The 19,595-nt window shown below is 73.8% G+C and carries 17 protein-coding genes; 9 read left to right on the top strand and 8 right to left on the bottom strand.

The genetic code is table 11. From position 1 onward, the window contains the following. Position 1 precedes the first annotated feature (1 nt). Positions 2-973, bottom strand: a complete 972-nt coding sequence (locus J2S66_RS03915) for a helix-turn-helix transcriptional regulator (RefSeq protein ID WP_310303883.1) — start codon at positions 971-973, stop codon at positions 2-4. Between the two features lie 51 nt (positions 974-1,024). Between J2S66_RS03915 and J2S66_RS03920 the strand changes: the two genes are divergently transcribed. Both J2S66_RS03920 and J2S66_RS03925 read left to right on the top strand, forming a co-directional pair. Continuing rightward, positions 1,025-2,161, top strand: a complete 1,137-nt coding sequence (locus tag J2S66_RS03920; RefSeq protein ID WP_310303885.1) for a winged helix DNA-binding domain-containing protein — start codon at positions 1,025-1,027, stop codon at positions 2,159-2,161. Between the two features lie 337 nt (positions 2,162-2,498). Then, the gene (locus tag J2S66_RS03925) at positions 2,499-3,752 is read left to right on the top strand and encodes a pectate lyase (RefSeq protein WP_310303887.1); all 1,254 of its coding nucleotides are present in this window, start codon (positions 2,499-2,501) and stop codon (positions 3,750-3,752) included. Between the two features lie 81 nt (positions 3,753-3,833). On the opposite strand, the gene J2S66_RS03930 is transcribed toward J2S66_RS03925, so the two are convergent. Genes J2S66_RS03930 through J2S66_RS03940 form a run of 3 tightly spaced genes read right to left on the bottom strand, consistent with a single transcriptional unit; the run spans position 3,834 to position 7,114 of the window. Beyond that, positions 3,834-6,212: an ATP-binding cassette domain-containing protein gene (locus tag J2S66_RS03930; protein WP_310303890.1), complete on the bottom strand. Its 2,379-nt coding sequence runs from the start codon at positions 6,210-6,212 to the stop codon at positions 3,834-3,836. Between the two features lie 40 nt (positions 6,213-6,252). Beyond that, positions 6,253-6,663, bottom strand: coding sequence for a VOC family protein (locus J2S66_RS03935; RefSeq protein ID WP_310303892.1), 411 nt, complete (start codon positions 6,661-6,663; stop codon positions 6,253-6,255). Positions 6,664-6,673: 10 nt separating this feature from the next. Continuing rightward, positions 6,674-7,114 carry a helix-turn-helix transcriptional regulator gene (locus J2S66_RS03940; protein WP_310303895.1) on the bottom strand — a complete coding sequence of 147 codons (441 nt, stop codon included), beginning with the start codon at positions 7,112-7,114 and terminating at the stop codon, positions 6,674-6,676. Between the two features lie 140 nt (positions 7,115-7,254). On the opposite strand from J2S66_RS03940, the gene J2S66_RS03945 reads away from it, so the two are divergent. From J2S66_RS03945 to J2S66_RS03955, 3 genes are read left to right on the top strand one after another with little or no spacing between them, the layout of a single operon-like run. Beyond that, positions 7,255-8,757 (top strand): ArnT family glycosyltransferase, encoded by a 1,503-nt coding sequence (locus J2S66_RS03945; RefSeq protein WP_310303898.1) that lies wholly within the window; start codon positions 7,255-7,257, stop codon positions 8,755-8,757. 44 nt (positions 8,758-8,801) lie between these two features. Continuing rightward, positions 8,802-9,341, top strand: coding sequence for a VOC family protein (locus J2S66_RS03950; RefSeq protein ID WP_310303900.1), 540 nt, complete (start codon positions 8,802-8,804; stop codon positions 9,339-9,341). Continuing rightward, positions 9,331-10,134 (top strand): MerR family transcriptional regulator, encoded by an 804-nt coding sequence (locus J2S66_RS03955; RefSeq protein ID WP_310303903.1) that lies wholly within the window; start codon positions 9,331-9,333, stop codon positions 10,132-10,134. Before J2S66_RS03950 ends, J2S66_RS03955 begins: the two co-directional genes overlap by 11 nt. 52 nt (positions 10,135-10,186) lie before the next feature. Here J2S66_RS03955 and J2S66_RS03960 read toward each other — a convergent pair whose 3' ends face one another. Then, a complete protein-coding gene (locus tag J2S66_RS03960; protein ID WP_310303906.1) occupies positions 10,187-10,834 on the bottom strand; it encodes an HAD hydrolase-like protein in 648 nt (215 codons plus the stop codon). Positions 10,835-10,992: 158 nt separating this feature from the next. Here J2S66_RS03960 and J2S66_RS03965 point away from each other — a divergent pair, with 158 nt between their 5' ends. The 4 genes from J2S66_RS03965 (at position 10,993) to J2S66_RS03980 (ending at position 16,510) form a co-directional block, all read left to right on the top strand. Continuing rightward, a complete protein-coding gene (locus tag J2S66_RS03965; protein ID WP_310303909.1) occupies positions 10,993-11,166 on the top strand; it encodes a CsbD family protein in 174 nt (57 codons plus the stop codon). Positions 11,167-11,297: 131 nt separating this feature from the next. Beyond that, positions 11,298-12,722: a WGR domain-containing protein gene (locus J2S66_RS03970; RefSeq protein ID WP_310303911.1), complete on the top strand. Its 1,425-nt coding sequence runs from the start codon at positions 11,298-11,300 to the stop codon at positions 12,720-12,722. 85 nt (positions 12,723-12,807) lie between these two features. Beyond that, positions 12,808-13,284, top strand: coding sequence for an SRPBCC family protein (locus J2S66_RS03975; protein WP_310303913.1), 477 nt, complete (start codon positions 12,808-12,810; stop codon positions 13,282-13,284). A gap of 88 nt (positions 13,285-13,372) precedes the next feature. Continuing rightward, the gene (locus J2S66_RS03980) at positions 13,373-16,510 is read left to right on the top strand and encodes an AfsR/SARP family transcriptional regulator (protein ID WP_310303915.1); all 3,138 of its coding nucleotides are present in this window, start codon (positions 13,373-13,375) and stop codon (positions 16,508-16,510) included. Here J2S66_RS03980 and J2S66_RS03985 read toward each other — a convergent pair. From J2S66_RS03985 to J2S66_RS03995, 3 genes are read right to left on the bottom strand one after another with little or no spacing between them, the layout of a single operon-like run. Beyond that, positions 16,494-17,237, bottom strand: a complete 744-nt coding sequence (locus J2S66_RS03985) for an ABC transporter permease (RefSeq protein ID WP_310303917.1) — start codon at positions 17,235-17,237, stop codon at positions 16,494-16,496. The genes J2S66_RS03980 and J2S66_RS03985 overlap by 17 nt on opposite strands. Next, positions 17,234-18,199, bottom strand: a complete 966-nt coding sequence (locus J2S66_RS03990) for an ATP-binding cassette domain-containing protein (protein ID WP_310303919.1) — start codon at positions 18,197-18,199, stop codon at positions 17,234-17,236. Before J2S66_RS03990 ends, J2S66_RS03985 begins: the two co-directional genes overlap by 4 nt. Continuing rightward, positions 18,196-19,431 carry a cytochrome P450 gene (locus J2S66_RS03995; RefSeq protein ID WP_310303921.1) on the bottom strand — a complete coding sequence of 412 codons (1,236 nt, stop codon included), beginning with the start codon at positions 19,429-19,431 and terminating at the stop codon, positions 18,196-18,198. Before J2S66_RS03995 ends, J2S66_RS03990 begins: the two co-directional genes overlap by 4 nt. Between the last annotated feature and the right edge of the window lie 164 nt (positions 19,432-19,595).

Raw genomic sequence — 19,595 nt, forward strand, 5'->3', positions numbered from 1 at the left:
GTCACGCCCCCCACTGCGCCGCGGCGTCCGCGTAGCGGCGCGCCAGGCGGGCGAACGCGTCCTTCAGCTCGATCGGCCCGACGACCTCCAGGTCGGCGTCGAACCTGCCGACGGCGGCGGCCAGGCCGGCCCACGACCACGAGCCCAGGACGAGCCGGCAGCGGTCCGGGCCCAGCGCCTCCACCAGCCCGTCGTCGGTGTGGCGGGACACGTCCGCGGCGGGCAGGTCGAGGATCACCTCGCCGCGGCACGGCCAGTCGCCGTCGGCCGAGCCCCGGAACGCGGCGGCCACGAAGGCGGCCACGTCGCCACCCGGCAGCTCGCGCGGCGTGAAGCGGGGGCCCGTGGGGGTGCGCGGCGTGATCCGGTCGGCGCGGAAGGTGCGCCAGTCGTCGCGGTCGAGGTCCCAGGCGACCAGGTACCAGCGCCCGCCCCGGGCGACGAGGTGGTGGGGCTGCACGCGGCGCGGCGGGGCCGGTTCGCCGTCGCCGGCCCCCGACGCGTGGTCGAAGCGCAGCACCTCGCGGGCGTGGACGGCGGCGCTGATCGCCGTGAGCACGCCGCTGTCGACCGGGGGGCTCGCGGTCCGCCCCACCGCGGTGACCCGGAGCGTGTCGATGCGGTGGCGCAACCGGGCGGGCATGACCTGCCGGACCGTGGTCGACGCGCGTGCCGCGGCCTCCTCGACGCCCGCGCCGGAGCTGCTCGCGGTCCGGAGCGCGACGGCGAGGGCGACGGCCTGCTCGTCGTCGAACAGCGGCGGCGGCAGGTCCGCGCCCGCGCCGAGCCGGTAGCCCCCGTCCGGGCCCTTCGCGGCCGCGATCGGGTAGCCCAGCTCGCGCAGGCGGTCGACGTCGCGGCGCACGGTGCGCGGGCTGACGCCCAGCCGCTCGGCCAGCAGCGCGCCCGGCCAGTCCCGGCGCGCCTGGAGCAGCGACAGCAGGGACAGCAACCGGGCTGAGGTCTTCGGCACGACACCGATGCTGCCACGAATAGCGGACAGTTCCCGACCGCATCGGCTGCGATGCTCGTCCTCCGCGACACCGAAGGGAACGCCGCCACCGTGACCGTCCTGCACACCCGCGCGCTCAACCGCGCGACGCTCGCCCGGCAACTGCTGCTCGACCGCGCCGACGTGCCGGTGGTCGCCGCCGTCGCCCACCTGTGCGGCCTCCAGGCGCAGGAACCGCAGGAACCGTTCGTCGGGCTCTGGTCGCGGCTGCGCGCGTTCGACCCGGCGGCGCTCTCCGACCTGCTGACCGGGCGGGCCGTGGTGCGCACGCACCTCATGCGCCGCACCGTGCACCTGCTCACCGCCGAGGACGTCCTGGCCTGGCGCTCCCGCCACGACGCCATGCTGCGCCAGCGGGTCGTCGGCACCTACCGCCGAGAGCTGGAGGGCATCGACTTCGACGCCCTCGCGGCGGCGGGCCGGGCCGTGCTGGCCGACGGCGAGCCCCGCACCGCGGCCGAACTCGTGCGGGCGGTCGCCGACCGGTGGCCGACGACGCCGCCGAGGCCCCTGGGCGAGCTGCTGGTCGCCGCGCTGGTCCCGGTGGCCCAGGTGCCGCCGCGCGGGCTGTGGCGCGCGAAGGGCGGCGTGCGCAACGCCCCGCTCGCCACCTGGCTGGGTCGGGAGGTGGACCCGCCGGCCCCCGGGGGTGACGACCCGGTCGGCCGGGTGCTGGTGCGGCGGTACCTGGCCGCGTACGGCCCCGCGGCGACGGCCGACCTGCGCGCCTGGTCCGGCCTGGCCGGGCTGCCCGCCGCCGTGGCCGCGCTGCGCGGGGAGCTGGTCGCCTTCCGCGACGAGCGGGGCCGCGAACTCCTGGACCTCCCCGACGCCCCGCGCCCCGACCCGGACACCCCGGCCCCCGTGCGCTACCTGCCCGCGTTCGACAACGCGATCCTCGGCTACGACGACCGCACCCGGATCATCGACACCGCCCACCGGGGCCTGTCGGTCGCCGGCGAACGCGTCGTCCTGGTGGACGGCCGGGTCGCCGCGACCTGGCGGGTCGAGGCGGACGCGGTGGTCGTCACGCCGCTGCGCGCCCTCTCCTGGTCGGACCGCGACGCCGTGGCCGAGGAGGGGCGCGCGCTGGCGTCGTTCCTCACCGACCGCGACGGGGACCGGGTGCGCGTCGCCGACCCCGCCTGAGGCCGCATGGGTTCCGGTTTTGTTCACGAATGTGACCGATGCGCCCTCGATTCTGTTCACAAATATGATTCGACCGCATTGACCTCGTCGTTCGACCGTATTCGACAGTTGTTCCGGCGAGCGCCTGAAAAGCGTCGTTGACCAGGTGCTTCCGTTCCGTCTAGCATCCGACGGGAAGGTGGTTGTCGCCTTTTCCCTCCTGTGCGAACGAGGTTGTAAAGGCCTTCCTCGACGCCTCGGGAAAGTCAGAAGCGGAGTTGTGATGAGAACACCGGATCGACCTTCGACGACGCGGGTTGCCCGGCGGGGTGGGCCTCGGCGGTGGCACCTGAGCCTGGTGGCCGCCGCGGGCGCGACGGTGCTGGCCGCCGCCCTCGCGGCCTGGCCGAGCGCGGCGCCCGCCCAGGCCGCCGTCGGCGCGGGCACCTACACGATCAACAACGCGGCCAGCGGCCACTGCCTCGACGCGCCCGGCGGGTCCGCGGGCGCGCAGCTCCGGCAGGCGGCGTGCACCGGCGGCGGCAGCCAGCAGTGGACGCTGGCGTCGGTCGGCGGCGGCTTCCGGATCACCTCGGTCGGGAGCGGGCTGTGCGTCGGCGTGCGGGACGCGTCCACGTCGGCCGGCAAGGTGATCGAGCAGGCGGCGTGCGGCAGCGCGGGCCAGACCTGGTCGCTGACCCAGAGCGGCAGCAACTACCGCGTGGTGGACACCAACGGCGGCAAGTGCATGAACCTGAAGGACAACTCCACCGCCGCCGGCGCGCTGGTGCAGACCAACTCCTGCGACAGCGCCGCCACCAAGCAGTGGGTCTTCACCCCGTCGGGCGGCGGGAACCCCACCACGACCACCACCGGCACGACCACCACCACGCGCACGACGACCACGACCACCACGTCGCAGCAGCCGGGCGGCGGTGACGGCAGCGGCCCGTGGCCGAGCGACACCGGAAGCGTGCACCAGACGACGACGAAGAACGCCGGCACGTTCTTCGACGGCGGCATGAAGCGCTACTACGGCATCGGCGACGGCGGTCAGGGCGAGGGCCAGGACCCGATGTTCACCGTGGCCAACGGCGGCACGATCCAGAACGTCATCATCGACGCCCCGGCCGGCGACGGCATCCACTGCGAGGGCTCCTGCACCATCCGCAACGTCTGGTGGAACGACGTGGGCGAGGACGCGGCGACGTTCAAGGCCTCCAGCTCCTCGGCCACCTACCTCGTCGACGGCGGCGGCGCGAAGTCCGCGTCGGACAAGGTGTTCCAGCACAACGGCGGGGGCACCCTCACGATCCGCGACTTCCAGGTGCACAGCGCCGGCAAGTTCTACCGGGCGTGCGGCAACTGCGCCACCTCGTACCAGCGCCACGTGGTGATGGACGGCATCACCGCCCGCTCCACCAAGGTGCTGGCCGGCATCAACACCAACTGGGGCGACACCGCCCGCTTCTCCCGGATCACGGTCTACGGCAGCACGACCATCTGCGAGAAGTACCAGGGCGTGCCCAAGGGCAGCGAGCCCAAGAAGATCGGCGAGGGCGCCGACGGCAAGAACTGCTTCTACTCGCCGTCCGACATCACCCAGCGGTAGTCCTCCTCCGACCCGCGGGTGCGCCCCGTCCCGCCGGTGACCAGGTCACCGGCGGGACGGGGCTCGTCGACGTCGCGCCGGTCAGGCGCCGACGTAGGCCGCCAGGTGCTCGCCGGTGAGGGTGGACCGCGCTGCGACCAGGTCGGCGGGCGTGCCCTCGAAGACGACCCGGCCGCCGTCGTGACCCGCACCCGGACCCAGGTCGATGATCCAGTCGGCGTGCGCCATGACCGCCTGGTGGTGCTCGATGACGATGACCGACTTGCCGGCGTCGACGAGCCGGTCGAGCAGGCCGAGCAGCTGCTCGACGTCGGCGAGGTGCAGACCGGTCGTCGGCTCGTCGAGGACGTAGACGCCGCCCTTCTCGCCCATGCGGGTGGCCAGCTTGAGCCGCTGCCGCTCGCCGCCGGACAGCGTGGTGAGCGGCTGGCCGAGGCTGAGGTAGCCGAGCCCGACGTCGGCGAGCCGGGTGAGGACGGCGTGCGCGGCCGGCGTGCGCGCCTCGCCCGAGCCGAAGAACGCCTCGGCCTCGGTCACCGGCATCGCCAGCACCTCGCTGATGTCGCGCCCGCTGAACCGGTACTCCAGCACCTCGGCCTGGAACCGCTTCCCCTCGCACACCTCGCAGGGGGTGGCGACGCCCGCCATCATGCCCAGGTCGGTGTAGATGACGCCGGCGCCGTTGCAGTTGACGCACGCGCCCTCGGAGTTGGCGCTGAACAGCGCCGGCTTCACGCCGTTGGCCTTGGCGAACGCCTTGCGGATCGGGTCGAGCAGACCGGTGTACGTCGCCGGGTTGCTCCGCCGCGACCCCCGGATGGCGCCCTGGTCGACCGACACCACGCCGGCGCCGGCGGGGACGGAGCCGTGGATCAGCGAGCTCTTCCCGGAGCCCGCGACGCCGGTGACGACGCAGAGCACGCCGAGCGGGACGTCGACGTCCACCTTCCGCAGGTTGTGGGTGTCGGCGCCGCGGATCTCCAGCGCGCCGGTGGGCTCGCGCACCGCGTCCTTGAGGGTGGCGCGGTCGTCCAGGTGCCGCCCGGTGGTGGTCCCGGAGGCCCGCAGGCCCTCCACGGCGCCCTGGAAGCAGATGGTGCCGCCCGCCGCGCCCGCCCCGGGACCGAGGTCCACGACGTGGTCGGCGATCGCGATCACCTCCGGCTTGTGCTCGACCACGAGCACCGTGTTGCCCTTGTCGCGCAACCGCAGCAGCAGGTCGTTCATCCGCTGGATGTCGTGCGGGTGCAGGCCGGTGGTGGGCTCGTCGAACACATAGGTGACGTCGGTGAGCGACGAGCCGAGGTGGCGGATCATCTTGACGCGCTGCGCCTCGCCGCCGGACAGCGTGCCCGCCGGCCGGTCGAGCGAGAGGTAGCCGAGCCCGATCGCGGTGAACGAGTCGAGGGTGCGCCGCAGCGTGCCCAGCAGCGGCGCGACGGACGGCTCGTCGAGCCCGCGGACCCACTCGGCGAGGTCGCTGATCTGCATCGCGCACGCGTCGGCGATGTTGATGCCGGCGATCTTCGACGACCGCGCCTCCGCGCTGAGCCGGGTGCCGTCGCACTCCGGGCAGGCGGTGAAGGTGGCCACCCGCTCCACGAAGGCGCGGACGTGCGGCTGGGCGGACTCGACGTCCTTGGACAGGAAGGACTTCCGCACCGTCGGGACCAGGCCGGCATACGTCACGTTGACGCCGTCGACCTTGATCTTGGTCGGCTCCTTGTGCAGCAGGTCGTCCAGCTGCCTCCGGGTGAACTCCCTGATCGGCTTGTCGGGGTCGAAGAAGCCGCAGCCGCGGAAGATGCGGCCGTACCAGCCGTCCATGCTGTAGCCGGGGATCGTGACCGCGCCCTCGTTGAGCGACTTGTCCTCGTCGTACAGCCGGGTCAGGTCGATGTCGTCGATCGCGCCCCGGCCCTCGCAGCGCGAGCACATGCCGCCGACGACCTTGAAGTCGCGCCGCTCCTTCGTGGTCCGCCCGCCCCGCTCCAGGGTGACCGCGCCCGCCCCGCTGATCGAGGCGACGTTGAAGGAGAACGCCTGGGGCGAGCCGATGTGCGGCTGCCCGAGCCGGCTGAACAGGATGCGCAGCACCGCGTTGGCGTCGGTGGCGGTGCCGACCGTGGAGCGGACGTCGCCACCCATCCGCTCCTGGTCGACGATGATGGCCGTGGTCAGCCCGTCGAGCACGTCGACCTCGGGCCGCGCCAACGTCGGCATGAAGCCCTGCACGAAGGCGCTGTAGGTCTCGTTGATCATCCGCTGCGACTCGGCGGCGATCGTGCCGAAGACCAGCGAGCTCTTGCCCGAGCCCGAGACCCCGGTGAACACCGTCAGCCGGCGCTTGGGGATCTCGACGCTGACGTCCTTGAGGTTGTTCACGCGCGCGCCGTGCACCCTGATCAGGTCGTGGCTGTCGGCGGCGTGCGGCTCGGGCGACCCCGTGCCCCTGCTCATCGTGTCTCCATCCCGGTCCCGGCCTCGTCGGCGGGACGGCTCAACGCACTTCCTGGATGCGGATCAGGTTGCCCGCGGGATCGCGGAAGGCGCAGTCGCGCACCCCGTACGGCTGCACGGTGGGTTCCTGGACGACCTCGGCGTCACCGGCCTGGAGCCGCGCGAACGTGCCGTCGAGGTCCCCGGTGGCCAGGTTGATGCCGGCGTACGTGCCCTTGGCCATCATCTCGACGACGGTGCGCCGCTCGTCCTCGGTGATCCCGGGGTCCGCGGCGGGTGGGTGCAGGACGATGGACGTGCCCGGCTGGCCGGGCGGACCGACCGTGATCCAGCGCATCCCGTTGTAGCCCACATCGTTGCGGACCTCGAAGCCCAGGGTGTCCCGGTAGAACGCCAGGGCCGCGTCCGGGTCGTCCTGGGGGAGGTAGGTCTGGTGAATGGTGAGATCCATGGCGGTCACACTAGGTGCGGCCCGGGGACCGCGCTTCTCGATTCCTGACCGGTCTGGTGACCTGTTTCGACACGCACGCCGGCATGCCCTCGGTGGCCCCCGCCGCCTGCTCGCGGTAGGTGCTGGGCGGCATGCCCACCAGCTCGGCGAACCGGGTGCTGAAGGTGCCCGGGGACGAGCAGCCGACCGCGAAGCAGACCTCGGTGACGCTCAGGTCGCCGCGGCGCAGCAGCGTCATCGCGCGCTCGATCCGCCGCGTCATCAGGTAGCCGTACGGCGACTCGCCGTAGGCGAGCCGGAACTGGCGGCTCAGGTGCCCGGCGGACATGTTCGCGCCGCGGGCGAGCGCCTCGACGTCCAGCGGCTGCGCGTACTCCCGATCGATCCGGTCGCGGACCCGGCGCAGGCGCGCGAGGTCCCGCAGACGCGCGGGGACGGCTTTGCTGCTCACCCTGGTGATCGTACGTCGCGCCACCGACACCGGAGGGCCGATCCGGGGGGTGGCCCCACCGCGATCCTGGTGCGCGCCCCATCGTGACGGTGCCCCCGGCCGCCTAGTTTCGTGTCCTCGTACTCACTGGGGGATCGACGATGGTCTTGGTTTCAGGTGTCGACGCGCCGCGGTTGTCGCGCTGGGTCGTGGGCGTACCGGTGGCGGTGGCGGCGGTGCTGGTGGCCTTCGCCGGCGGCTACGGGTACCACGGTGACGAGCTGTACTTCCTCGCCGCAGGGCGGCACCTGGCGTGGGGGTACCCGGACCAGCCGCCGCTGACGCCGTTCCTGGCGGCGCTGGCGGACGCGGTCGCGCCGGACTCCCTGGTGGCGCTGCGGGTCCCGGCCGCGGTGGCCGCCGGCGGGACGGTGCTGTTCGTCGGGCTCCTCGCCCGGGAGATGGGCGGTGGGCGGCGGGCGCAGCTCGTCGCGGTCCTCGGCGCCGCGCTGTCCGGGCCGGTGCTGGTGCCCGGCCACATGCTGCACACCACGACGATCGACATCTGCCTGTCCGCCGCGCTCGCATGGCTCGTCGCACGCGTGGTGCGCACCGGTGACCGGCGGCTGCTGCTCGTCGCCGGCGCGGTGCTCGGCGCGGGGCTGCTCAACAAGTACCAGATCGCGGTGGTGGCGGTCGGCGCGGTCGTCGGCTTGGCCCTGGTCGGACCCCGGTCGGTGCTGCGCGGGCCGTGGCCGGCCGCCGGTGCGCTGCTGGCGCTGCTGCTGTGGTCGCCCAACCTGCTGTGGCAGTTCGAGCACGGCTGGCCGCAGCTGGAGATGGCCGCGGTCATCAGCGGGAACGGCGGCAACGGCGCACGGGTGGCGTTCCTGCCCGCGCAGCTGCTCTACGTCGGTCCGCTGCTCGTGCCGCTGTGGGTGGCGGGCCTGGTGCGGCTGCTGCGCTCGCCCGACGCCCGGCCGTTCCGCTTCCTGGGCGTGGCGTGGGTGCTCCTGGTCGTGGTGTTCGTCCTCGCCGCCGGGTCGCCGATGTACCTGTTCGGCGCGTACCCGGCGCTGCTCGCCGCCGGCGGCCTGGCGGTGGACGGCTGGCTGGCCCGCGGCGCCCGCGCCCGCGGGATCGTCGTGGGCACGTCGCTGATCGCGTCGGCCGCGTTCATCGTGCCGCTCGCGCTGCCCGTGGTGCCGGTGGACCACCTCGACGACATCCCGGTGCTGGAGCTGAACGGGCTCACCGCCGAGCAGTTCGGCTGGCCCGAGCTGGCCAGGACCGTGGCCGACGTCCACCGGTCCCTGCCCGCGCCCGGGAACACCGCGGTGGTGACCGAGAACTTCGGCGAGGCGGCCGCCCTGGAGCGCTACGGCCGCGACCTGGGCCTGCCGACCGTCCACAGCGGCTACCGGGGCTACGGCTACTGGGGCCACCCGCCCGACACGGCGACGGCGGCGCTGATCGTCCGCCCGGGCACCAGGCCGGGGCCGCCCCGGTGGGCCCGCGACGCGTGCCGCGACCTCCGCGTGGTCGCCACCACCCGCAACGACCGGGGCGTCGACAACAAGGAGCAGGACGGCCGGGTGTGGTTGTGCGAGGGGATCGCCGAACCGTGGGCCGACCTCTGGCCGCGCATCCGCCACCTGGACTGAACCGGCTTGACCCTCACGCCGCGTGAGGCCGGAAGGTGGGGCCCGTGAGCGACTACTACAACGCCTTCGAGATCAGCCCCGTGCCCACGCCCGGCCCGGACGCGGTTCCGCCGGAGCCGTTCCGCGGCATCTACGGGATGCCCGCGTTCGTGACGATCCCCACGGACGACCTGGCCGCGTCGGTGGACTTCTGGGTCCGCGGGCTCGGGTTCTTCGAGCTGTTCGGCATCCCCGGCACGCTCGTGCACCTGCGCCGGTGGGCGTTCCAGGACGTGCTCCTCGTCGCGGCCGCGGACGTCCCCGAGCGGGCGCCGGCGCTGGGCGTCAGCTTCGCGTGCGTGCTCGACCAGGTCGAGCCCCTCGTCGAGGCGTGCCGCGCGCTGCGACCGGGCTCGGTGGACGGTCCGCGGGACACCCCCTGGAACACCCGCGACGTGGAGGTGATCACCCCGGAGAACGCGCGGGTCGTCCTCACCGCGGCGAAGCCCTTCGACCCGGCGAGCCCCGAGGCGCGGAACCTCGAAGCCATGGGGATCACGCCACCGGACGCGGACCGGGGCGACAATGGGGATCATGCCCGATGACGTCGACGCCGACGGCCTGACCGTCGGCCAGGTCTCGGCGCGCCTGGACGTGACGGTCCGCGCGCTGCACCACTGGGACGAGATCGGCCTGGCGCGACCGTCGCTGCGCACGGCCGCCGGGTACCGGCTCTACACCGCCGGCGACCTGGAACGCCTGCACCGCGTCGTCGTCTACCGCGAGCTGGGTCTCGGCCTGGACAGGATCGGGGCCGTCCTGGACGACTCGACCGCCGACGTGCCGGCCGCGCTGCGCGCGCAGCGCGCCCAGGTCACCGAGCGGATCGACCGCCTCCGGCGGCTCGGCGACGGACTGGACCGGATGATCGACGCCCACGAGCGCGGCCTGCTGCTGACCGCCGAGCAGCAGGCCGAGGTCTTCGGCCCCCGGTGGGACCCGGACTGGCCCGCCCAGGCCCGTCGGCGCTACGGGGACACGGAGCAGTGGCAGCAGTACGCCGAGCGCTCGGCCTCCCGGGGGCCGGAGGAGTGGCGGGCCGTCGCCGACGCCGTCACCGACCTCGACCGCGCCCTCGCGGACGCCATGGACGCGGGCGTCGCACCCGGCAGCCCGGAGGCGGACCGGCTCGTCGAGCGGCACCGCGAGGTCTTCGCCTCGTTCTTCCCCCTCACCAGGCGGATGCAGGTCTGCCTGGTGAGGCGGTACGAGGCCGATCCGGCGTTCGCAGCCCACTACGACGGCATCCGCGCCGGCCTGGCCACGTGGTTCCGCCGGATCGTCGACGCCGGCGCGCGCGCCCACGGCATCGACCCCGACACCGCGACGTGGGAGTAGGGCGCACGTCCGGGACCTCCGCACGCGCGGTGCGCCCGACGCCTCCCCGGGGCTACCCGCGGATTCGGGGCCAGGTCGGCCGCGTCGCGGAGAGCGCGCCGAACCAGGCGTCCGCCCCCGTCACCGGTTCGGGCGCGGCGGCGCCGCGGTGCCGGAACGCGTCGACACCCGCCGCGCGGGCCGCGGCGAGGTCGGCGTCGGTGCCGCCGACGAACGCGCACGACCGCACGGGGACCGCGCCCGCGTGGACCGCAGAGGCGACCAGGTCCGGCGCGGCCCGGTCGGACCGGACCCGGCCGACCAGGCGGCGCACGTGCGCGTCCAGGCCGTGCAGCACGAGGAACGCCCGGACCACCTCGACGTCCAGGACACCGACCACGGTGAGCCGCACCCCGCGGGCGACCAGCGCGGCGAACGCCTCGCGCACCCCGGGTGCCACCCGTGCCCCGGCCACCACCTCGTGCTCGACCCGGCGCCACTGCGCGTGCACGGCCCGCTCGGTGGCCGGACCGATGGCCGCCGCGTGGGCGAGCACCGCGAACGGGTCCGTCGTCCGGGCCACCCCGCGCGGCAACCGGTCCTCGGCCACCAGCGCCCGCAACCGGTCGGCGACCCGGTGCGCCGACAGGCCCTCGGCGACCGGACCGTCCAACGCCACCAGCACGTGGTCGCGCTCCGCGAGCAGTTCCCCGGCGTCCACGACGTCCCCCCTCCGACAGCCCCGAAGCCCAGGATGCCGTGAACCGGAAGCCCAGGATGCCGTGAACCGCGCCCGCCGTCGATCACCCCCGGGGCGACGAGGCGGCTCTCACGTCCGTCGACCGGTTTCACCCCGGCGGAGGCGGGTATGCCCCCACCATGGGTGCAGACGACAAGTTCGAAGCGAAGGCCGACGAGCTCAAGGGCAAGGGCAAGGAAGCGCTCGGCGGAGCCACCGACGACCCCGACCTGGAGGCCGAGGGCAAGGGCGACCAGGCGAAGGGAAACCTGAAGCAGGCCGGCGAGAAGATCAAGGACGTGTTCAAGAGCTGATCGCGGCGGCTGTCGAGGGGCCCCGGGCGGATCGACGCCCCGGGCCCCTCGCCGCGTCCGCGTGCCGAGCGGGATTGTCGGTGCCCCCCGATAGCGTGCCGCCAAGATCACGCGAAGAGGGGGCCGGACCCATGTCTGCGACGACGTACCTGGAACTGTCCGAGACGGGCGGTGGCGCGCACAAGTTCTACGAGGTGCGGGTCGACGACACCGAGGTCACCATCACCTACGGCCGCATCGGGGAGCAGGGGCAGGTCAGGAGCGCGACGTTCGCCGACCACGCCAAGGCGTTGAAGGCGGCCGAGAAGAAGATCGGCGAGAAGGTGCGCAAGGGCTACGCCCCCGCCGTCAAGGGCGCGCGCGGTCGCCGGGCGGTGAGCCGGCGGCAGATCGTGAGCACCCGCTCGACCGCCCACCAGGCCCCGGTGCTGTGGCGGTTCGCGTCCGGCGCCCCGGCGTTCGGCATCTTCATCGGCGAGGACCACGCCTGGGTCGGCAACGAGAAGGGCGACGTCTACACCCTCACCCACGACGGCCGCGTCACCGGCAGGTTCGGGCTGCCGGACGCCGTCAAGTGCATCGTGGCCGACGACTTCTGGATCTACGCCGGGTGCGACGACGGCCAGGTGTACGACCTCGGCGCCAAGGTGCCCCGGGTCGCCTACGAGATCGCGGACGACGTCGACATCTACTGGCTCGACATCCACGACGGCGTGCTCGGCGTGTCCGACCGGCAGGGCCGGGTGACGGTGGTGGACCACGAGGACGAGTTCCAGTGGTCGTGCCCCGCCACCGGCGACAGCGCCTGGATGGTCCGCTGCGCGCCCGAAGGCGTCTTCCACGGCCACTCCCGGGGCGTCACCCACTACACCGGCAGGGGTCACCGGGCGTGGCACGCCGACACGGTCGGCGAGGTGCTGTTCGGCTGGCAGGAGCGCACCGAGGTCTTCGCGGGCACCAGCCGGGGCCGGGTGCACAGGTTCGCCAAGTCGGACGGCCGCGAGACGGCCGTCTACCGCTGCGACGCGCCCGTGTTCTCCTGCGCCACCTCGCCCGGCGGCGAGTTCGTCTTCGCCGGCGACAACCAGTCCTCCGTGTACTGCTTCGCGGCCGACGGCACGAGGCTGTGGAAGCTGGCCACCGGGTGCGGCTCGGCGTTCTCCATGCAGTACCGCGACGAACGGCTCTACCTGGTGACGACGGACGGTTCGCTGGCCTGCCTGGACGCGAGCCCGGCCGCCGTGCACGCGGCCGAGCAGGGGCAGCTCCCGCCCCGCCAGGACATCAAGGCGGGCAGCATCGACCGCGTGGAGGCGACCGCCGAGGTGGAGGTCGTCGCGCACGCGGCGCCGGGCGACGGCGTGGTGGTCGAGTGCGTGCGGGAGGGCGGCCGGATCAGGGTGCGCGTGGTCTCGGACGGCTACGACCGCACGTGGGGCGTGCAGTTCCCCAAGAACATCCGGGTGCCCGGCGCCCGCTACCTGGTGTCGGAGGTCCTCACCTCGGCAGGCGGCTCGTTCTACCGCACGAGGGGCGAGATCAAGCGCCTCCGCTGACACCGCCGGTCCGCGAGGTCGCGCCCACCGCCTCCGCCGGGGCGGAACCCGGGCGTCGCGCGGCACGGCCGTCTACGATCGCGCCATGCCACGGACCGACACGGGTTCCCGCGTCATCGCCGCTCCGCCGGAACGGGTGTACGCCGCCCTGGTCGACCCGGCCGCGCTCGAAACCTGGCTGCCGCCCGAGGGGATGACCGGCAGGTTCGACCGGTTCGACGCGCGTCCCGGCGGTTCCTACCGGCTGGTCCTGACCTACGCGGACGCCTCGGCGGCACCCGGCAAGGCCACGGCCGACTCCGACGTCGTCGAGGCGCGGTTCGTCGACGTCGTCCCCGGCGCGCGCGTGGTGCAGGCGGTCGAGTTCGAGTCCGCCGATCCCGCCTACGCCGGCACGATGACCATGACCTGGGAGGTCACCCCCGCCGGCGCCGGCACGCGGGTGGAGATCCGGGCCGACGACGTGCCCGACGGCATCTCCGCCGAGGACCACGCCGCCGGGCTGGCGTCGTCGTTGGCGAACCTCGCCGCGTACCTCGAAGCAGGTTCCGAGGGCGTTTAGCCGCCGGTTCGCGGTGCCCGATCCGGGGCACCGCAGTCCGTCCGGCACTGGTGGGCGACCCGTTCGACGGCTGCGGCATCATGGGCCGATGCGCATCGGAATGCTGGGACCGTTCGAGGTCCACGCGGACGACGGCACCCCGGCGGACGTGCCGGGCGCCCGGTTGCGCGCGCTCCTGATCGCCCTCGCGCTCGATCCCGGCCGGGTGGTCCGGAAGGCGGTGCTGATCGACTGGATCTGGGGCGAGCACCCGCCGACCGACGCGGCGAACGCCTTGCAGCGCCTCGCCTCCCGGCTCCGCCGGGCCCTCCCGGACGGCGTGGTCGACGGGCAGGCCGGCGGCTACCGGCTGCTGGTGGAACCCGACTCCGTCGACGCCGTCCGGTTCGAACGCCTCGTCGGCCGGGCGCGCGGCGTCGAGGGCGGGCACCGGGCGAAGCTGCTCCGGGAAGCCCTCGACACCTGGCGCGGCGCGGCCGCGCAGGACGTCGGCCTCCGGGACAGCGAGGCGTTCGACGCGGCGGTCACCCGGCTCGAAGCGCTGCGCCTGACCGCGCTGGAGGACCGGTTCGAAGCCGAGATCACCCTCGGCGGGGGCGCGGAACTGGTCGCCGAGCTGACCGACCTGGTGGCCGCCCACCCGGTCCGGGAACGGCTCGTCGCCGCGCTCATGCGCGCCCTCGGCGCGGCCGGTCGGGGCAACGAGGCGCTGGCCGCGTACCAGCGCGCGCGGGAGGCCCTCGCCGACTCGCTGGGCGCGGACCCGTCACCGGAGCTGTCCGCGCTGCACGTCGCGCTGCTGCGCGGCGAGCTCGGACGACCCGAGGAGGACCGCAGGACCAACCTGCGCGCCGAGCTGACCAGCTTCGTCGGCAAGGACGACGACGTCGCCGCCGTCCGCGGACTCGTCACCGGGCACCGGCTCACCACGCTGATCGGACCGGGCGGCTCAGGGAAGACCAGGCTGGCCGCGGAAGCCGTGCGCACGCTGCTCGGCGACCTGCCCGACGGTGCCTGGCTGGTCGAACTCGCCCCCCTCGGTGCGGGCGCAGAGGTGGCGCACGCGACGCTCGCCGCCCTCGGCCTGCGGGACGCGCTCCTCGGCGGACCGCCGGACGCGGAGCCGGTGGAACGGGTGGTCGCCGCCATCCGCGACCGCGAGGTGCTGCTGGTACTGGACAACTGCGAGCACGTGATCGACTCGGCGGCGGAGTTCGCCCACCGGGTGCTGGGAGAGTGCCGGCGGCTGCGCGTCCTCGCCACGAGCCGGGAACCGCTCGGCATCACCGGCGAGGCGCTGTGGCAGGTCGCGCCGCTCGCCCTGCCCGACGAGGACGCCGACCCGGACGCGATCGAGTCGTCCCCGGCCGTCCTGCTGCTGCGCGACCGGGCCGGCGCGGTGCGCAAGGACCTCGTGATCGACGCCCGCACGTCGTCGACCATGGCGCGTGTCTGCCGGGCGCTGGACGGGATGCCGCTGGCCATCGAACTCGCCGCCGCCAGGCTGCGCACCATGTCCCTGGACCAGCTCGCCGACCGGCTCGACGACCGGTTCCGCCTGCTGACCGGCGGCAGCCGCACCGCGCTGCCGAGGCACCGGACGCTGCGCGCGGTGATCGACTGGAGCTGGGAGCTGCTCACCGACGCCGAACGGGTGGTCCTGCGCAGGCTCTCGGTGTTCGCCGGCGGCGCGAACCTGGAGGCGGCCGAACGGGTCTGCTCGGGCGACGGGGTCGAGCCGGGGGAGGTGCTCGAACTGCTGACCGCGTTGACCGAGAAGTCGCTGGTGGTCGCCGCGGGGGACCGGGCGCCGCGCTACCGGATGCTCGGCACCGTCAGGGAGTACGCCGGGGACCGGCTCGCGGAGGCGGGGGAGTCGGACTCGGCCCGCCACGCGCACCTCGCGCACTTCACCGAGCTCGTCGAGACCGCCGAGCCGCACCTCCGCCGCGCCGAGCAGGTGGAGTGGCTCGCCGTGCTGGAGGCCGAGCACGACGACATCGCCGCCGCTATGCGCGGTGCGCTCGCGGCCGGCGAGGCGCAGGGGGCGATGCGGCTCGCCGCCGCCGCGAGCTGGTACTGGTGGCTCGGCGGGCACAAGGCCGAGGCCCACGAGCTGCTCGTCGCGGCGACCGGGACGCCCGGCGAGGCGACCGACGAGGTCCGGGCGCGGGCGTACGGGTTCCTGGCGATGTTCATGACCGCCGGGCGCAACGACCAGTACCAGGCGGAGGAGTGGATCAGGGAGGCGCACCGGTTCAGCGGGGACGACCGCGGCGGGCACCCGGTGCTGGCGTTCGTCGCCCCGCTGGAGCGCCTGCTGCACGGGCCGGACGAGTTCGTGGCCGGGTTCGAACCGCTGCTCGCCCACGAGGACCCCTGGGTGCGCGCCGTCGGCCGGCTCCAACTCGGCAAGATGCGCATCCTGCTCGGCCGGGACGAGGAGAACGCCGACGCCTACCTGGAGGCCGCGCTCGCCGAGTTCCGCGCGATCGGGGAGCGGTGGGGCACCGCGTTCGCCCTGACGGAACTGGCGAACCGGATCGCCATGCGCGGCGAGTTCGCGGCGGCCTGCGAGCACTACGAGCAGGCGATCGCGGTCGTCACCGAGGTCGGCGCCCTCGACGACGTCGTGGCGATGCGGCCCCGGCAGGCCCAGCTGCACTGGCTCGCGGGGGACGAGGAGGCCTGCGCGGCGGCCATGGCGGAGGCCCAGCGGTACGCGGAGCAGGTCGCCTGGCCGGACGCGCTGGCCGAGCTGGCCCTGGCGAAGGCGGAACTGGCACGCTGGCGCGGCGACGCCGGGCAGGCGCGCCGGCAGCTCGACGTCGCGACGGCCCTGCTGGGCGACAGGGCCGGGCGGTCCTCCGTCCACGTGGTGGAGCAGGACCTGCTCGGCTACCTCGCCGAGGACGTCGACGAATCCCTGGCGCACCGCGTCGCGGCCTTCGAGGCCGTCGCCGGGACGGAGCAGGCGCCCCTGATCGCGCAGGTGCTCGTCGGGCTCGCGGACCTCGCGCTGCGCCGGGAACAGCCCGAGCAGGCCGCACGGCTGCTCGCGGCCGGCGACGGCGTGCGCGGTCGGCCGGACCGCTGCCACCCCGACGCCACCCGGATCGAGCGGGAAGCGCGGAGCCGCCTCGGTGACGCGTGGTTCACCGAGGCGACCCTGGAAGGCGCGCGGGCGAGCTGGCGGGAGCTGGCCGCGGTCACGCTCGCGCGGTGAACTTCGCGCGCGCCCACGCGTAGCCGACGACGGAGATCCCGACGCACCACGCGACCGCGGCGATCGTGTGGCCGCCCGACGGCGTGCCGTCGAAGAACCCGCGCACGCTCTCGATGATCGGCGTGAAGGGCTGGTACCGCGCGAACTCCCGGACGCCGGGCCCCATCCTGTCGGCCGGCACGATCGCGCTGCTGAAGAACGGCAGCATGATCAGCGGCACGGTGGCGAACCCCGCGGACTCCACCGACTTCGCGGCCAACCCCAGGGCGACGGTCAGCCAGGCGACCGCGAAGCTCGTCAGCACCAGCAGGCCGGTCAGGGCCAGCCAGTGGGTGAACGTCGCCTCCGGGCTGAACCCCATCAGGAAGGCCACGCCGAGGATCACCGCCAGGGCGAGCACGGTGCGCACCACGGTGGAGACGACGTGCCCCGTCAGCACCGCGCCGCGCGAGACGTCCATGACCTTGAACCGGTTGATGACGCCCTTCGTCATGTCCGAGCTGACCGCGACCGCCGTGGCGCCGAGCCCGTACCCGAGGGTCATCATCAGCATCCCCGGCGTCGCGTAGTCGACGTAGTCGACGCCGACGTCGAACGCGCCGCCGAAGACGTACACGAACATCAGCATCATGATCACCGGCAGGAAGACGGCGTTGAACAGCGTGACCGGGTTCCGCAGGGTGTGCTTGAGGTTGCGGCGCAGCATGATCGCCGAATCGGTGCTCATCGGACCGGGGCCTCCGTCCCGACGCGGGCGGTCCCCGTGCTCGGGTGACCGGTGAGGGCGAGGAAGACGTCGTCGAGGTCCGGCATGTGCACGGTGAACTCCTCGACGTCGATCGCGTGCTCGTCGAGCCGGTCCAGCAGGACCCGCAACGACCTCGCCCGGCCGTCGCTGGGCACCCGCAGGACCAGGCCGTCCTCGTCGGGGGCGGAACCGGCGACGGCCCGCGCCGCCGCGCCCAGCCGACCGGCGTCGGCGAACCGGAGCCGCACGTGACCGCCGGGGACCTGCCGCTTCAGCTCCCCGGGGGTGCCCTGGGCGACCAGCCTGCCCTGGTCGAGCACGGCGACGCGGTCGGCGAGCTGGTCCGCCTCCTCCAGGTACTGGGTGGTGAGGAAGACGGTCGTGCCCTCGGCCACCAGCTCGCGGACGATGCCCCACATCGTCCGCCGGCTGCGCGGGTCCAGGCCCGTCGTCGGCTCGTCCAGGAAGATGATCCGGGGCTTGCCGACCAGCGTCATCGCCAGGTCCAGCTTGCGGCGCATGCCGCCGGAGTAGGTGGAGGCCGACCTGCCCGCCGACTCCTCCAGGTCGAACCGCCGGAGCAGGTGCTCCACGACCCGCCCGCCCTCGCCGCGCGGCAGGTGGTGCAGGTCCGCCATCAACCGGAGGTTCTCCCGGCCGGTCAGCAGTTCGTCCACGGACGCGGACTGGCCGGTGACCCCGATCGCCGCGCGCACCGCCTTGGTCTCCGTCGCGATGTCGTGCCCGGCGACGCGCACCGTTCCGGCGTCGGCCCTCGACAACGTGGTCAGCACGTTCACCGCCGTCGTCTTGCCCGCCCCGTTCGGGCCGAGCAGGGAGAACACCGTGCCCTCGCGGACGTCCAGGTCGATGCCGTCGAGCACCACCCGGTCCCGGTAGGACTTCCGCAACCCGGAAGCCAGGATCGCCGAGTTCGTCACGCCGACACCTCCCGCGCGTCCGACCAGGTGACCGGCAGCTCGTGGACGCCGTAGATGTTCATGTCGCTCTTGAGCCTCACCTCGCCGGCCGGGACGGCGAGCGCGAGGTCCGGGAACCGGCGCAGCAGCGCCTCGAACCCGGCGCGCATCTCGACGCGGGCGAGCTGCTGGCCCAGGCACTGGTGGACGCCGTGGCCGAACGCCAGGTGACCGCGGGCCTTGCGGCGGACGTCCAGCCTGTCGGGGTCCTCGAACCGCTCGGGGTCGCGGTTGGCGGCCAGCAGCGAGACGACGACGGTCGACCCCGCGGTGATCGTCTCGCCGCCCAGCTCGACGTCCTCGGTGGCGTAGCGGTAGAAGACGTCCGCGATGGACAGGTAGCGCACCAGCTCCTCGACGGCGTCGGGCAGCAGGGCCTCGTCGGCGCGCACCGCGGCGAGCTGCCCGGGGTGCTCCAGGAGCGCGAACGTGCCCAGCGCCAGCATGTTCGCGGTGGTCTCGTGACCCGCGAGCAGCAGCAGGAAGGCGATGCCGGTCAGCTCCTCGACGGTGACGTCGGCGTTGCGGGCCACGTCGGACAGGAGGTCGTCGTCGGGCGCGGCGCGCTTGCGCGTGACCAGTTCGGCCAGGTAGGAGGTCAGGCTGCCGTACGCGGCCATCTTCTCCTCCAGCGTCACGTCCCTCTCCAGGAACGTGGCGGAATCGCCCTGGAAGCCCGCCCGGTCCGCGTAGGGCACGCCGAGCAGCTCGCAGATCACCAGCGAGGGCACGGGCAGCGCGAACTCCTTCACCAGGTCGACCGGCGGCGTGAGGCGGGCCATCTCGTCCAGTTGCCGTTCGACGACCTCGACGACGTGCTCTTCGAGCTGCTTCATGCGCTTGACGGTGAAGGCCCCGGTGAGCATCCGCCGCAACCGGGTGTGGTCCGGCGGGTCCATCGAGATGAACAGGCCCGGCACCTGCGGGGACGGCTCGGTCGCGACCGGCATGCCGGGGGTCTCGTACGGCACGTGCACGACGCCGAGGTCCTGTCGTGAGCTGAACCGGGTGTCGGCCATGAGCTGCCGGACCGCGGCGTAGCCGGTGACGAGCCAACCCTCGTGGCCGTCGGGGAAGAGCATGGGGCTGACGGGGCGGGCCCCGCGCAGCCGCGTGATCGCGCTGGGCGGGTCGAACGGGCCCGCGTCGCGGTCCACGGGCAGGCCGTGCGGGACGGGGACGGGCTGGGGCATCGGATGTCCTCTCGCGGGGTCGTGCGACCACGATCAGCGGCGGACCTGACACGGACCTGTCACGGCCCTGACACCCGCCCGCGTCGGGTCCGAACGATGGCGTTCCACTCCCGGTGCGGGGCGCGGACCACCTGTTGTCGACGCGGAGTGGCGCTGCGGTCACG

Source organism: Saccharothrix longispora, from assembly GCF_031455225.1.
GTDB lineage: Bacteria > Actinomycetota > Actinomycetes > Mycobacteriales > Pseudonocardiaceae > Actinosynnema > Actinosynnema longispora.